Annotated in this window: 12 protein-coding genes; 5 read left to right on the forward strand and 7 right to left on the reverse strand. The window is 45.8% G+C overall.

Going from position 1 to position 12,693, the window contains the following annotated elements:
- Positions 1-24 precede the first annotated feature (24 nt).
- Both R7Z47_RS01310 and R7Z47_RS01315 read right to left on the reverse strand, forming a co-directional pair.
- Entirely contained in the window at positions 25-2,682 is a 2,658-nt protein-coding gene (locus R7Z47_RS01310) for an alpha-amylase family glycosyl hydrolase (protein WP_213968238.1), read from the reverse strand.
- 129 nt (positions 2,683-2,811) lie between these two features.
- Positions 2,812-4,275: a helix-turn-helix domain-containing protein gene (locus R7Z47_RS01315; RefSeq protein WP_169644583.1), complete on the reverse strand. Its 1,464-nt coding sequence runs from the start codon at positions 4,273-4,275 to the stop codon at positions 2,812-2,814.
- 167 nt (positions 4,276-4,442) lie between these two features.
- Between R7Z47_RS01315 and R7Z47_RS01320 the strand changes: the two genes are divergently transcribed.
- Both R7Z47_RS01320 and R7Z47_RS01325 read left to right on the forward strand, forming a co-directional pair.
- A complete protein-coding gene (locus tag R7Z47_RS01320) occupies positions 4,443-5,096 on the forward strand; it encodes an oxygen-insensitive NAD(P)H-dependent nitroreductase NfsB (protein ID WP_005384588.1) in 654 nt (217 codons plus the stop codon).
- Positions 5,097-5,165: 69 nt separating this feature from the next.
- The gene (locus R7Z47_RS01325) at positions 5,166-5,456 is read left to right on the forward strand and encodes a putative quinol monooxygenase (RefSeq protein WP_005374925.1); all 291 of its coding nucleotides are present in this window, start codon (positions 5,166-5,168) and stop codon (positions 5,454-5,456) included.
- On the opposite strand, the gene R7Z47_RS01330 is transcribed toward R7Z47_RS01325, so the two are convergent.
- Positions 5,453-6,376 carry a LysR family transcriptional regulator gene (locus R7Z47_RS01330; protein ID WP_318129766.1) on the reverse strand — a complete coding sequence of 308 codons (924 nt, stop codon included), beginning with the start codon at positions 6,374-6,376 and terminating at the stop codon, positions 5,453-5,455. The two genes, R7Z47_RS01325 and R7Z47_RS01330, sit on opposite strands and share 4 nt — an antisense overlap.
- Positions 6,377-6,508: 132 nt before the next feature.
- Here R7Z47_RS01330 and R7Z47_RS01335 point away from each other — a divergent pair, with 132 nt between their 5' ends.
- On the forward strand, positions 6,509-6,727 hold the full coding sequence (locus tag R7Z47_RS01335) for a VF530 family DNA-binding protein (protein WP_005374929.1): 219 nt from the start codon (positions 6,509-6,511) through the stop codon (positions 6,725-6,727).
- Positions 6,728-7,858: 1,131 nt separating this feature from the next.
- Here R7Z47_RS01335 and R7Z47_RS01340 read toward each other — a convergent pair.
- The gene (locus R7Z47_RS01340) at positions 7,859-8,311 is read right to left on the reverse strand and encodes an acyl-CoA thioesterase (protein ID WP_167415851.1); all 453 of its coding nucleotides are present in this window, start codon (positions 8,309-8,311) and stop codon (positions 7,859-7,861) included.
- A gap of 210 nt (positions 8,312-8,521) precedes the next feature.
- Between R7Z47_RS01340 and R7Z47_RS01345 the strand changes: the two genes are divergently transcribed.
- Together R7Z47_RS01345 and R7Z47_RS01350 are read left to right on the forward strand one after the other, a co-directional pair.
- Positions 8,522-9,286 carry a ferredoxin--NADP reductase gene (locus tag R7Z47_RS01345; RefSeq protein WP_005374935.1) on the forward strand — a complete coding sequence of 255 codons (765 nt, stop codon included), beginning with the start codon at positions 8,522-8,524 and terminating at the stop codon, positions 9,284-9,286.
- A 180-nt stretch (positions 9,287-9,466) separates the two neighbouring features.
- Entirely contained in the window at positions 9,467-9,913 is a 447-nt protein-coding gene (locus R7Z47_RS01350; protein ID WP_047102393.1) for an RDD family protein, read from the forward strand.
- A gap of 59 nt (positions 9,914-9,972) precedes the next feature.
- Here R7Z47_RS01350 and R7Z47_RS01355 read toward each other — a convergent pair whose 3' ends face one another.
- The 3 genes from R7Z47_RS01355 to R7Z47_RS01365 all read right to left on the reverse strand — a co-directional run bounded on the left by R7Z47_RS01355 (position 9,973) and on the right by R7Z47_RS01365 (position 12,688).
- Positions 9,973-10,644 (reverse strand): DUF2057 domain-containing protein, encoded by a 672-nt coding sequence (locus R7Z47_RS01355; RefSeq protein ID WP_017634411.1) that lies wholly within the window; start codon positions 10,642-10,644, stop codon positions 9,973-9,975.
- Positions 10,645-10,860: 216 nt separating this feature from the next.
- Positions 10,861-12,009 carry an AI-2E family transporter gene (locus tag R7Z47_RS01360; RefSeq protein WP_262638536.1) on the reverse strand — a complete coding sequence of 383 codons (1,149 nt, stop codon included), beginning with the start codon at positions 12,007-12,009 and terminating at the stop codon, positions 10,861-10,863.
- Positions 12,002-12,688 (reverse strand): potassium channel family protein, encoded by a 687-nt coding sequence (locus R7Z47_RS01365; protein WP_017634413.1) that lies wholly within the window; start codon positions 12,686-12,688, stop codon positions 12,002-12,004. The genes R7Z47_RS01360 and R7Z47_RS01365 overlap by 8 nt, the downstream gene beginning before the upstream one ends.
- Positions 12,689-12,693 lie beyond the last annotated feature (5 nt).

Here is a 12,693-nt window from a genome sequence, read left to right on the forward strand (position 1 = left end):
CTGGGCGGTGTCTTATTTAACGGTTTATTCCGACAAGGTGATGATTGGTAAATCGTCCCAAATCTTACTTTCATCCGATGCGCCACCGGAGAAGTTCCAAGGGCCTTTGTTTTGTTCTAGCGGACGGTAAGTTGCTGAAAGACCGTCTAAGTCCCAAGTCGTGACATAGAAACGGATACCATCGAGCGAATCTGGGCGGCCTAGTGCATCGCTAGCAAAGTCCATTGAAATGGTGTTGTTGGCTTTGTCTACTGTCACTGTTGGTGCTGGCGTTACGGCTTCTCCCCATGTCGTCGCATTTGCTCCTTTGGTGTTGTAAATAGAGCTTTGCCAGCCAAAAACAACCGCATTGCGACTCCAGGTTCCGCTTGGCATAGAAGCGTTGATCTTCGGTAGCTCAGACAAGTTGGTTGCGGCTTCTTCAGGTAAATCAATGAAGATGGTGAAACCTACGTGGTCGAAGCCGTTTGGTGGTAACCAAGTGTCGGTGATTTTGTCCATAGTGAAGGTCAAACGTACGTTACTGCCAACGGTAAACACTTCTGCTTTATTGATTGCGAGTTGGCTGTTGTCTTTGTCGAACGTTGGATCAGTTGGTAGCGAGTAGTTACCATTAGGGCCGCCCATGCCGTCTTGTGCATCGCCTGCATCATCAATGGTGTCATCCGGTGTGTTTGACCAGCTTAGGTTAGAGACAAAATTCACGTCCTCGATGCCTGCTTTTTTCTCGGTGGAGTAAATCGCGAAGCGGTGTTGCTGTTCGCCAATTGCAAAGTGACGAGTCGACAGCGTGACGCTAAACTGACCATCAGCGCCTACAGTAATGGTTTGTGCTGTTTCCAAGTTACCATCGACGACAAGGTTCAACTTCTCGTTGGCGTTCGCACTACCCGCGATAACAATATCACCAGTGATGGTTTTTCCTTCCCAATCTTGCGCTAGTTGGATGTTGAGGTCTGGCGTATCTACAGATTGATTGCTGCTTGTTTTTGAGTAAATCACTGCAGACTTGGCTGGTAGCTCTAGGGTTACATGACCGTTTTCATCGGCGACTAACTGCTCTGGAGCGTCTGCCCAGTTCGACATGATTTGCTGTTTGAAGACGGTACCGCCCGCTTGCTCTACATCGAGTTGGTTCATCAACATCGGCGAGTTGGATGTGTTCATGACCACCAAGACTTCGTCGGTATCCAACGTTCGGGTAAAGGCGAACACGCCCGCGCCCGCTTTGTCGCTGCCAATCACCTTCATTTCGCCACGTGTCATGACTTTGTTTTCAGTGCGTAGCTTGGCAAGTTCTTGAATAAACAAGTACATCTCACTGTTTTGGTCGAACGAGTCTACGTAGTTGCCATCTTCACGGTACCCTCCGGCGAACATAGCATCGCGCGCCGCTGACATCGCCTGTTCTGTACCTTGGTAAATCACAGGAATACCCGGTACGCTCATCATGGTGATCAATGCTTGTTTCATGTCATTCACGCTACCTTGCGACAGAAAGCGCGGCATGTCGTGGTTATCAATGAAGTTCGGCATGATGTATGGATTCGGGAACATCTCCATCATTTTCTCAAGACGGAAACGTAAATAGTCGGTCGGTTGCCCTGCTGCAAATACGCGCGTCATGGTCGCTTGCAATGGGAAGTTCAGTACCGAGGTTAGCTGTTTCGGTGAGCCATTTTCACCGATGTAAGTCAGCATCTTCTCTTCGCCTTCGGTGTGGTATGGCGTCGATGTTTCGAATACTTCACCAAAAGTGAGGAAGTTGTCACGACCGGTATCAACCGCTTGCGTCATCACACCATCGTCGGCGTGTAGGAAGTCATTCCAGAAATCATGTTCAACAAACTTCACCGTATCGATACGGAATCCGTCGACGCCGACTTCGCGAATCCATTTTCGGTCGCTCTCTTTTAGATAAGCGCGTACTTCAGGATCGGACGTATTAAGGTCATCCAAATCAGAGAGCTGCCAGGTTTTTTCTTGTACTGGATCGTTGTGGTCGGTGATGGTCGGCGTCCAGTGGTAGCTGCCTGTGCCGTCTGTTTTACACTCGTTCATGTTGAGTGGGTACGGCAGTTCTTGCCCGGCGGGTAGTGCATTTTTAATCAAACGGAAGCCTTGGCAAGGTAGGCTTGGATCATAACTGTAAGGATCATCGTAGGTGAAGAAGTTGCCTACATGGTTGGTCACGATGTCCTGAATTAAGAACATGTTACGCGCATGCACTTCGCGTGCTAACGCTTGGTAGCTTTCCATGTCACCAAAGTGCTCATCCACTTTTTGGAAATCGCGCGCCCAGTACCCGTGGTAGCCGCCGTAGTTTTGCTCTGCATCCCACCATTGGTTAGCAACTGGCGGAGTAATCCAGATCGATGTGGCACCGAGATCTTCGATGTAGCTTAACTTATCACTCACACCAACGAGGTCGCCGCCGCTAAATTTTTTATCCGAAGTCGGATCGAATTCGTTTTGCCCTTGATCATTAAGAGCGCTGTCGCCGTCGTTAAAACGGTCGATCATCAGGAAGTAAATGATTTGATCTTGCCAATCAGGAGATGCCACGTGGCTGCCTGTATCGACTGGTGTGGTTTCGTCGCTTCCACAGCCAGAAAGAGCAAGAGCGATCGCTAAAGGAAGTATTTTTATTTTATTCATTGGGTTAGGTAGAGTTTCAAACACAGTTTTTGCCTCCGTTATGCAGCAATGCAGAAACGATAAAGCAAAGGTTTGAAATTGAGAGTGTCATCTCACGCCAAAAAAGACGTGAAATGATGTCACGAAGTGATGGTTTTGATCTGACCGACAGTTTTAATTGAGCGGTTGCACAATAGGATATTGTATCGGGTAATGCTCTTTCGCGAGCTCGTTGTCGGATTCATCATAAAGGCGGAAACGGCACTGCTTTGCAGTTTGAGTGAGCGATAATTGCAGCACCCAACAAGCATAATGTTGCGAGTGTTGGGTCAAGCGCATTGCGTGAGGTGTGGGGTCATCATCGGCGTAACAGTCAATCCTCACAACGTTTTCAAGTCGGCATGCCAGTTCGATAAAGAGCGTGTATTGCGCCCCAATATTAATAAGCTGCCGAGTCGGGACAATATATTCCGTTGCGCCAATTAAAAGCCCCTTAGAAACCACATAATCACGCTGGTGGTTATTCTCAATGTAACGTTCTCCATCGACTTCATAACACAGGCGAAAGGTAAGGGGATGCGCTACCGGAAGTTCGGTCGTTGCCCATAGCTCGGTACCATGACTTAAAAAACGCTCGAAGAAGGCGGGGTAGCGCCGCCATGCGCCATCACGGTCACGGCATTCTACCGAGACCACTTTTTCAAACGCAATATTGTCCACTTCCATCCAGATTTTGCCGACAGGTTGGTCGATGTGGTTATCGTCGAAGGTATTGGCTTTGGCGTAGTATAAGCGGATCGGTTGTTGATTTAGTTGAGTTCGGTTATCCAAACATTGTTGGCGATATTGCATGGGTGAAAACGGATACCAACGACGAAAAGTGCGGTGAAAGTTCGAAGGTTCTTCATAACCAAGTTGATAGGCGATTTGCTGCGTTGTGAGTTGGGTGTCGGCAAGCAAAGTGAGTGCTTGCTTTCTTTTAGCGAAATCAACGCATTGAGAGTAGCTCATTTGCTTTTCTTGCAGTCGACGTTGCAAGGTGCGTTTGGAGACGCCCAGTTGCCTTGCCGCTTGCTCTAACTTGAGCGCGTAATTACTGTTTTTGATGAACAAGGCGTTCAAAACACTCAGCAATTCTGGCTGTTCAATTGGTTGGTGAGAAAGCAGCAAATAAACATGTTTCACCAGTTCAAACACGCTTGAACTCGTTTTAGAATCTCGCGTTTCCTCTAGAAAAATATTGGCCGCGAGTGGATTGTTGGCGTGAACTTGTACCTGTATTGATTCGCTTAACTCAAGCATTTCCAACTGCATTTTGAGCAAGCCAAACACCGACTCCGCCCAATTTGGCATATCGCCCGTTCTACATTCGACTTGAAGATGGATTTGGGCATCACCATGTTGCAATGTGACGTACAAACGGCGGTCGAATAATGAGACACTTTTACTCCACCAAAGCAGCCCTTCTTGGAGGTTAGGCGCTTCTTTCAACATCATGCATTGCAAGGCCACCAACTTCTCAATGTGCCAATATTCGCCGGCAATTCGAAGGTGATTGTGACCGAGCTTTTTGCACAGAAAGGATGTAATAACGTTATCTTGAGGCAGCATGAGTTGAGTTTGGTTGCGAGCAAACATGCATTATTGCCGAAAAGATGAAGAAGTTCAGTGAGAACGCTCAAAGCCTTTCTTATCGTTTTATTTTCAAATTTATTTTGAAAATGTTTTTAATCGAAATCGGTTTTTCCCTTTATCTCATGAGGTTATGCTGTTACTCAGCTTAAACTCATTAATTGGAGAGCCTCATGGATATCGTACAAGCTGCAAAATCTCGTTACTCAACGAAAGTGTTTGACCCAACGCGCAAGCTATCTCAAGAAAAAATCGATGCAGTTAAAGAGCTGATTCGTTTTAGTCCATCGAGTGTGAACTCTCAACCTTGGCATTTCATTCTGGCAAGCACAGAAGAAGGCAAACAGCGCATCGCTAAAGCGGCGCAAGAGAACTACGCATTTAACGCGGCGAAGATTCTCAACGCTTCTCACGTATTGGTGTTTTGTGCGAAAACAGGCATTGATAACGACTACATTGAAGCGCTAATGGTGCAAGAAGAAAAAGATGGTCGATTCCCAACTGAAGAAGCGAAAGCGGCTGTACGCGGTGGTCGTAGCTACTTTGTGAACATGCACCGTTTTGATCTGAAAGATGCAAACCATTGGATGGAGAAACAAGTTTACCTCAACGTGGGTACGTTGCTGTTGGGTGCTTCGACGTTAGAAATCGATGCAGTACCAATTGAAGGGTTTGATCCAAAAGTGCTGGATGAAGAATTTGGCTTGCGTGAAAAAGGTTATACCAGTGTTGTGATCGTGCCGCTTGGCTACCACGCGGAAGATGACTTCAACGCGAAAACGCCAAAGTCTCGCTGGGACGCAGAAACCGTATTCACCGAGATCTAATTCGAGCTTACTTGCAGGTGACGTAGAACCTTGTAATCAATATATAAATCGCAAAAGAGTGATAAAACGATGATCCACTTAGTCGCAGAAGTGAAAGCCTATCCAGATAGTAAGGATCAGGTGGTGAATTTGCTTGCTGGTTTACTAGAGCCAACTCGCAAAGAAGAAGGCTGTTGCCAATACGAGTTGTATCTCGACGAAAAAGTTGATGGCCTATTTATGTTCCAAGAAATCTGGGCATCGCAAGAGGCCTTGGATAAGCATTTGCAAAGCCCGCATATGGCGACGTTTCTTGAAACATTGGAAGAGAATGATTGGGTTGAATATACCCAGATTCGTCCTCTTCGATTTATCGCCTAATGACAGAAGGTTGCCAGCACGTTGGCGCGTTGCTGGCAGCATTTTTGTTGGATAAAGTCGCGGAAAGTCCGAATCGTTGGCGTCAATAATCGACGATCGGCACATACCATGTAGAGCGGCACTGGGCCGCAATCCCACTCTGGTAACACTCGTACCAATCTTCCCTCGATTAAGTCTCGGCTAATGTCCATCAATGATTTATTCGCAATGCCTTTGCCTTTGATCGCTAACCGGTGTGGCAAGTCACTATCGTTGCTCAACAAGTTACCGCTGACCACGATTTGTTCTTTCTCGCTGCCACGAGTGAGCGTCCATTTGTTGTAGACCGAATCCGCGACCATGTAGCACAAGCAGTTGTGTTGCGTTAAATCGGCAGGAGAGGCGAGTTCTGGATGTGTAGCTACGTACTCTGGCGATGCACATAATATCCGTTCGTTTGACCCACACAATGCCAATACGACCAGATTGGAGTCGGCCGGTTCGCCGTAGCGAATCGCAATATCGACAGGCTTGGTATACATATCCGTCAAGCTATCGGACAGCTCTAGTTTAATGGAAACATTTGGGTAGAGATCGATGAACTCATCCACCCAATCGAGCAACATATTGCGACCAAAATCGGAGGGTGCAGTAATGTGCAGCTGACCAGATAACTCGCCACGCGCGCTTGAGATCTGATCCAACCCCTCTTGCAATGTTGCCAACGCTTGCATGGTTTTGTCTAAAAACAGTTCGCCATCTGAGGTTAAACGCAGGCTTCGGGTTGAACGCACAAACAACGGGAAACCGATTTGCCCTTCAAGACGCTTAATCGATGCGCTAATGGCGGCAGGTGTCATGTCCATGCTGTTAGCGGCTTTTGAAAAGCTGCCTTGGCGCGCGGTTTCGACAAAAATATTGAGGTCGTTGAGGGCTTTCATAATGAAAAAGGCTTTTAAGAAGTTTGGGCTACTATAGGGGAGAGTCGTAGGCCAATTCAAGGTTAAAACATTAGGTTGCACGGCGAGTTTGAGTTAGATTAGCGCGCAACTTCACTTTACCGGATCAATAGCATGAGCCAACAGCAGCCGAATAACCCACTTCACGGGTTGAGTTTAGAGAAAATCGTCACCCGACTAGTTGAACACTTTGGTTGGAATGGCATGTATGAGCGCGTTCGTGTGAACTGTTTCAAGAAAGATCCTTCAATCAAATCGTCGCTGAAGTTCCTGCGCAAAACGCAATGGGCCAGAGATAAGGTGGAAGCGCTGTACATCGAGACATTCTGCTAACCGCTCTATGGTCTGCAGCAAGCGGTAAGTAGATTCTTAGTCTCGCTTTGGCTCGCTAGAATGACGCCACTTTTCTTATCGCGTAGGCTAGAAGAGTCGCTCTGCTGTTATGTTTAAAGCGTGATTCAGAATCTACCCTCAGATTGTATTGAGTTTATTCATAGCTCTATGGCCTGCAGAAGCGGTAAGTAGATTCTTAGTCTCGCTATGGCTCGCTAGAATGACGAAGTTTTTCTTATCGCGTAGGCTGGAAGAGTCGCTCTACTGATACGTCTAAAGCGAGATTCCGGATGGTCACATAGGCTTGTCTGGAATCGCTTTTTTAGATGGTTTTGTAGAGGTCAGAGTCAAACTCGAACCGTCATTCTGAACCGCGAGGAACGAGCGTGAATCAGAATCTACCTTCAGATTGTATTGAGTTTATTTATGGCTTTATGGTCTGCAGCAAGCGGTAAGTAGATTCTTAGTCTCGCTATGGCTCGCTAGAATAACGCAGCTTTTCTTATCGCGTCGGCTGGAAGAGTCGCTCTGCTGATACGTCTAAAGCGAGATTCCGAGTGACTCACTTAGGTTCTTCTGGAATCGCTTTTTTGGATGGTTTTGTAGAGATCAGAGTCAAACTCGAACCGTCATTCTGAACCGGGAGGAACGAGCGTGATTCAGAATCTACTCTCAGATTGTATTGAGTTTATTCATGGCTTTATGGTCTGCTGCAAGCGGCAAGTAGATTCTTAGTCTCGCTATTGCTCGCTAGAATGACGAAGTTTTTCTTATCGCGTAGGCTGGAAGAGTAGCTATGTTGTTACATTTAAGGCGAGATTCCGGATGGTCACTTAGGCTTGTCTGGAATAGCTTTTTAGATGGTTTTATAGAGGTCAGAGCTAAACTCGAACCGTCATTCTGAACAGCGAGGAACGAGCGTGATTCAGAATCTACCCTCAGGATTTTATTGAGTTTATTCATATCTCTATAGGCCTGCAGCAAGCGGTAAGTAGATTCTTAGTCTCGCCTTGGCTCGCTAGAATGACGCTAGTTCTCTTATCGCGTAGGTTGGAAAATTAGCCATACGTTATTCCCGACAGCGATGAAGAATCGCTGTCGGGAACCTCGCCTTTAATCTCTCGTTTCTTGCTACTCCAAATGATGCGTACTACCCACGGTTCCTTCCAATTCTAAAATCGACTGGCGAACGTGATCTGGAATCGCAGCTTTAACGTTGTTCTTAAAATCAAACATCACACCAGTGGCGGTCGCGATGGTCGCAATTTTACCCCACTTCTTACTCAGCACTTGGTACTCCATCGTGATGCGATCTTCTTGCATGTCGATTACGCGAGAACCGACTAATAGCGTGTCTGGGTAAGTAACAGGCAATTTGTAGCGGCATTGAGTCTCGCTCAGTACTGGTCCAATTTGCGAGGTCTGCAGGTCGACCAGCAGGTTAATTTTGTTGAAGTAATCTAAACGTGCGGTCTCGAAGTAGCGAAAATAGACCACGTTATTTACGTGTTGCAGAGCATCCATTTCACCCCATGCGACTTTTATCTCTGTGATAACGGGAAAGTCCTTTAACAGTGTGTCCATTTTTATTGCTCCTTTTTCATCTGCTTTGCCACAAATTGCGACGCGACTTATCACTTTGAGCATTTATTCTAGATGTAATCATTTAATATGTAATAAAATTGTTTTTAAAATGTGAAATGAAATAGTGGTTTGATTATGTAAACTAGAAACTTTACATAATCGAGTTGAAGGCGTAAGTTTAACTAAGAGTAACCAGATAGGAGGTGTCTCATGATTGAACTCAAAGGTTTCAACCTCGCAAGAGTTGAGAAACGCATTGATTGGACAGGTGAGCTGTTCAGTTTGAGAATATCTGGCGCGCCTCTTTCCTTTAAAGCTGGCCAATTCACCAAGCTTGCTTTGCTTGATGATGAAGGTAAGCCGATCAGCCGTGCTTACTCTGTGGTTAATGCACCAAGCGAGCAATTCGATTGGTTGGAATTTCTAATAGTAGCCGACCCTCAAGGACAACTTTCTCCACGGCTCCAAAAGCTTAAATCTGGTGATAGCATTTATGTCGGTGCCACCGCACATGGCGATTTAATCCATGACTCTATTCCTAAACAGGCTCATGACCTGTGGCTGCTATCTACAGGTACGGGGATTGGACCGTTTTTGTCGCTGCTGGATGATATAAACCTACCGCCTCACAATGAGCGCATTGTGCTGGTTCATGCCGTTCGTTTCGAAAAAGATCTGGTTTATAAATACCTTATTGAACAGCTTCAGCAACGATATGAAGGCAGATTAAAGTATATACCGATAGTCAGCAGGGAAGTGGTTGACGGTAAATTACAAGGCCGAATTCCTGAACTCATCGAATCGGGTTTACTGTCCAACGCCGCTGATGCGCCATTCTCAGCTCAGCGTAGCTTTGTCATGATGTGTGGGAATCCACAAATGATCAAAGATACCGTGCCCGTCTTACAAGAGCTAGGCTTGGAAAAGTATCGCCATCAAACCGGGGGAAATATCATTTACGAACGTTACTGGTAGCGTTTTGTTAAATTGATACGGTTATGCTCAAGATGTAATGATTACTTTTGAGATACGACCGCGATTTAGTATGTTCTTAGTTGAATATTATGTTGGCAATACCTAAACTGCGCTCACCATTGCGCGTCTGTACACTCAGTCATTCTCGCTTAACCAATTACATTGAGGTGACTGAAGTCCATGTATGCTTTTATCGCGAGCAAGCAACAGAGAATCATTGCTGGTTTTATCGACCTGCTCTTTACGATGGTGGTCGTGTTAATCATCGCATTGAGTATTAACTCTTTTCTTAACGACTTTCAGCTCTCTTTAGCAGATAACCTCACGCTTGTTCGTGAAACTCAGGCGTTTTACTTGCTTTCTTTACCAACGGTTTTAATGATCAACTGGAATGCATTGAGTCATGGGCAAACCATTGGTATGCGCATGATTGGTATTAAAGTTGTAATGAAAAATGATAGTAAGGCAACGAAAGTTACAGCAGGGTTAAGGCTTGTTATTAGCTACTTGCTGGAGATGCTCATTCCGGGGATCCCGTTGGTAAATTTGGCATTGTTGTTCTTTCATCCGGAGCGACGTTTGTTGCATGACTTGATCGCCAATACTAAAGTTGTCCAAGCTTCCTAATTTTTGATCAAAAAAGCCACGTGAAGTGGCTTTTTTAATATCGATAAAGTTAACCAGATTTACTGTTGATTAACATATTTCTTAAAGCGAGCTTTGGTTTCTGCGTCTGCTTTTTGGTACCAGAAGTGCAGCATCTCTTCAGCTGTCGAATCCGCTTTAACCGCAGTTGCTCTCACTTGCTTCATATCCGCAGGAACCTTTGCAGGAAGCGTGACTGGCTGCATGGTTGCTGCGCCAGCAAAAGCCACGGCTGCTGCACCGCCAGCTTGGTTATAATCTTCGATTTCACGTACGTAATCACGACCGATTTGCATACCCGGTTTGAGCAACTTGTCCTGGTCAACCGCGATTGCGTTGCCAGAATCATCAACCAGTTTCCAATCTAAGTCTTTGATCTTCTCTTCCGCATCACGTAGGTTGCGGTATTCTGGCATTTGTAGAGTGAGTTCGGCATTGGTCGCGTCAAATCGTGTAACGATAACATCGCTTTCAACACTTAAACGGTCATTACCTTGGTTGAAGTAAGGGGCGAAACGAAATACGACTTGGTTAAGGCCATCAGGTAACGTCAGTGTTCTTTCAGAGGCGAAAAAACCACCCGAAAGATCTGCTTTTTCACCGTTAGCCGCTAATACTGAAACGTTGTCAGGAACACTCACGGTTACATCTGCGAATGCCATGCCACTCATTGCGAGAGCAAGCGCACAAGTTAAAGGCTTGATCAATTTCATTGTTTTTATCCTAAGCAAATTAGTGGTCATCGAGAGTGCATCGTTCATTGCCCGATTGCAACTCCCAAGTGTAATAAGTATGAAAATTTAACAAGAACGTCATTTTTATCGCATTTATTACGACGAAACTGTGATCCAAATAGAATCAAACCGCTGAAATGCAGCGGTTTGATATCATAAGTTATAGATTAAATTTCTTTCTAACTTATTGATTTATTAAATGCCAGCACCGTGTCCAGGTTCTGATTGGTCATCAGAAGCGTCTTGTTGTTCTGCCATTTCTTCTTGCTGTTGTGCTTTCTCAATGCTCAACCACCAAACAAATAACTCATACCAAATTGCTAGGATAACGGCACCTAAGAACAGACCAACGATACCGTAGAAAAGCATACCACCGATGGCACCGAGCAGAATCACAGGCATTGGCACGTCGACGCCACGTCCCATTAACATTGGTTTGAACAGGTTTTCAGAAAGAGCCGCAACTACGACCCAAACAGTAAACATGGTTGCTGTTGAGGTGTCTTGGGTCATGTACATGAAGCCAATCACAGGTAGCACTGCGAGCAACGCCGGGAGCTGAGCGATACATAAAATCATTAGAAGCAGTGTGAGTAAACCTGCTGCCGGAACGCCAAATACGAAGAAACCAGCACCGATCAACAGTGCTTGAATCGCTGCTACACCGACTACGCCAAGCAGTACGCTTTTAATTGTCGCAGCGATAAGCGTGGTCCAGCTTTTTGCGTTTTCACCAGCGGTTCGAATCGCGATGGTTCTTAAGCCTGATGCTGCAGATTCAGAGTACGTCATGAAACCTGCTGCAATCGCAAGTGACAAGATTGAAAGCAGTAAACTTCCCAATACGCCCCCCAGTGTACCCAGTAAAGATGTGAGTCCTGCCTTTATTTGTGGCATAAAGGTTTGAATAGCTTGTTCAAGATTAGTAGCGAATAGGGTCCACACTTCGTAGAGCTTATCACCCACGATAGGCCATTCCGCTACGGAAGGTTTTGGCCCTGGTATTTTCACTTGTCCATTTTGTAGTACTTCAAGCGCGTGCGTTGCACCATCCACAATGGAGCCTGATACCATAACAAGTGGCGTGACAAGGAGGGCAATACCAAGTAAAGCAATGGTTGTGGCTGCCAAGCCTCTACGACCACCATATACACGCTGCAATTTTTGGGTAAGCGGCATTAAAGCGACGGCTATAATAGCGCCCCAAATAACCGGAAGTATGAAGGGTTTGATGATGTCGTACGTAAACATCAGCAAGACAAAGATCAAGCCAATGCGTATTGCCGATTCCACCATATTACTGATGAAAAGCTTACTGTCGATTTTTACCGATTGTTTATCCATTTTTGTTTACCTGATGATCAATGTTAGAACTGACGAGACTTGAAACAACAATCGCCATATAAAAAACACCTGTGATGGCCTCTAAATACACCACGACTTGAGCCAGTGGTGTTAGAGGACTAATGTCGCCATAACCGAGCGTGGTTAAGGTAACGAAACTGAAATACGCTGCATTGGAGAAGTTCTGCCCCCAAGAAATCGCTTCCATACCGGTAAAGGCTTCAGGCGAAAACTCAAGCAGAATGAGGTAGGCAATCGCCCACATCAGACCAAGCAGCAAGAAAAGCGCTACCGAGCCAATGACTTTGTTGCTGTTGACATGGCCGGTGAAAAGAATCTGTCTTGCGATGGATTTGAAAGTGCCGAAAAAGAACGCAAAGGTGAGGGCAAGCATCACCACATTCATCTCTCTGATGTCGAAAACGGTCTTGATCACAATCACAAGAACCCAAACACCAAACAGGCTGTAGAGGAAACGAGACCAGGTTTTGTCAAAGCGAAGGCTCGCAAAACAGACGATAAACGTCAGAACCGTGAAAGCCTGAAGTATGTGTTCAATCGTCCCTTCACCTACTACTTGTGCCATCGCACTCCCTAGCAACAAAATCACTAGCGCTAAGGTTAGATAGAAGAAGTTGTTTTCTTCATTAATGTTTTTGAGGTTTTTACCAATGACCATGGCTC

This window comes from Vibrio sp. 1641, assembly GCF_033339995.1.
GTDB lineage: Bacteria > Pseudomonadota > Gammaproteobacteria > Enterobacterales > Vibrionaceae > Vibrio > Vibrio alginolyticus.

Excerpts from the sequence above, each read along its gene's own strand:
- R7Z47_RS01315 (WP_169644583.1), bottom strand. The coding sequence starts at position 4,275 with ATGTTTGCTCGCAACCAAACTCAACTCATGCTGCCTCAAGATAACGTT.
- R7Z47_RS01320 (WP_005384588.1), top strand. The coding sequence starts at position 4,443 with ATGGATATCGTACAAGCTGCAAAATCTCGTTACTCAACGAAAGTGTTT.
- R7Z47_RS01325 (WP_005374925.1), top strand. The coding sequence starts at position 5,166 with ATGATCCACTTAGTCGCAGAAGTGAAAGCCTATCCAGATAGTAAGGAT.
- R7Z47_RS01330 (WP_318129766.1), bottom strand. The coding sequence starts at position 6,376 with ATGAAAGCCCTCAACGACCTCAATATTTTTGTCGAAACCGCGCGCCAA.
- R7Z47_RS01335 (WP_005374929.1), top strand. The coding sequence starts at position 6,509 with ATGAGCCAACAGCAGCCGAATAACCCACTTCACGGGTTGAGTTTAGAG.
- R7Z47_RS01340 (WP_167415851.1), bottom strand. The coding sequence starts at position 8,311 with ATGGACACACTGTTAAAGGACTTTCCCGTTATCACAGAGATAAAAGTC.
- R7Z47_RS01345 (WP_005374935.1), top strand. The coding sequence starts at position 8,522 with ATGATTGAACTCAAAGGTTTCAACCTCGCAAGAGTTGAGAAACGCATT.
- R7Z47_RS01350 (WP_047102393.1), top strand. The coding sequence starts at position 9,467 with ATGTATGCTTTTATCGCGAGCAAGCAACAGAGAATCATTGCTGGTTTT.
- R7Z47_RS01355 (WP_017634411.1), bottom strand. The coding sequence starts at position 10,644 with ATGAAATTGATCAAGCCTTTAACTTGTGCGCTTGCTCTCGCAATGAGT.
- R7Z47_RS01360 (WP_262638536.1), bottom strand. The coding sequence starts at position 12,009 with ATGGATAAACAATCGGTAAAAATCGACAGTAAGCTTTTCATCAGTAAT.
- R7Z47_RS01365 (WP_017634413.1), bottom strand. The coding sequence starts at position 12,688 with ATGGTCATTGGTAAAAACCTCAAAAACATTAATGAAGAAAACAACTTC.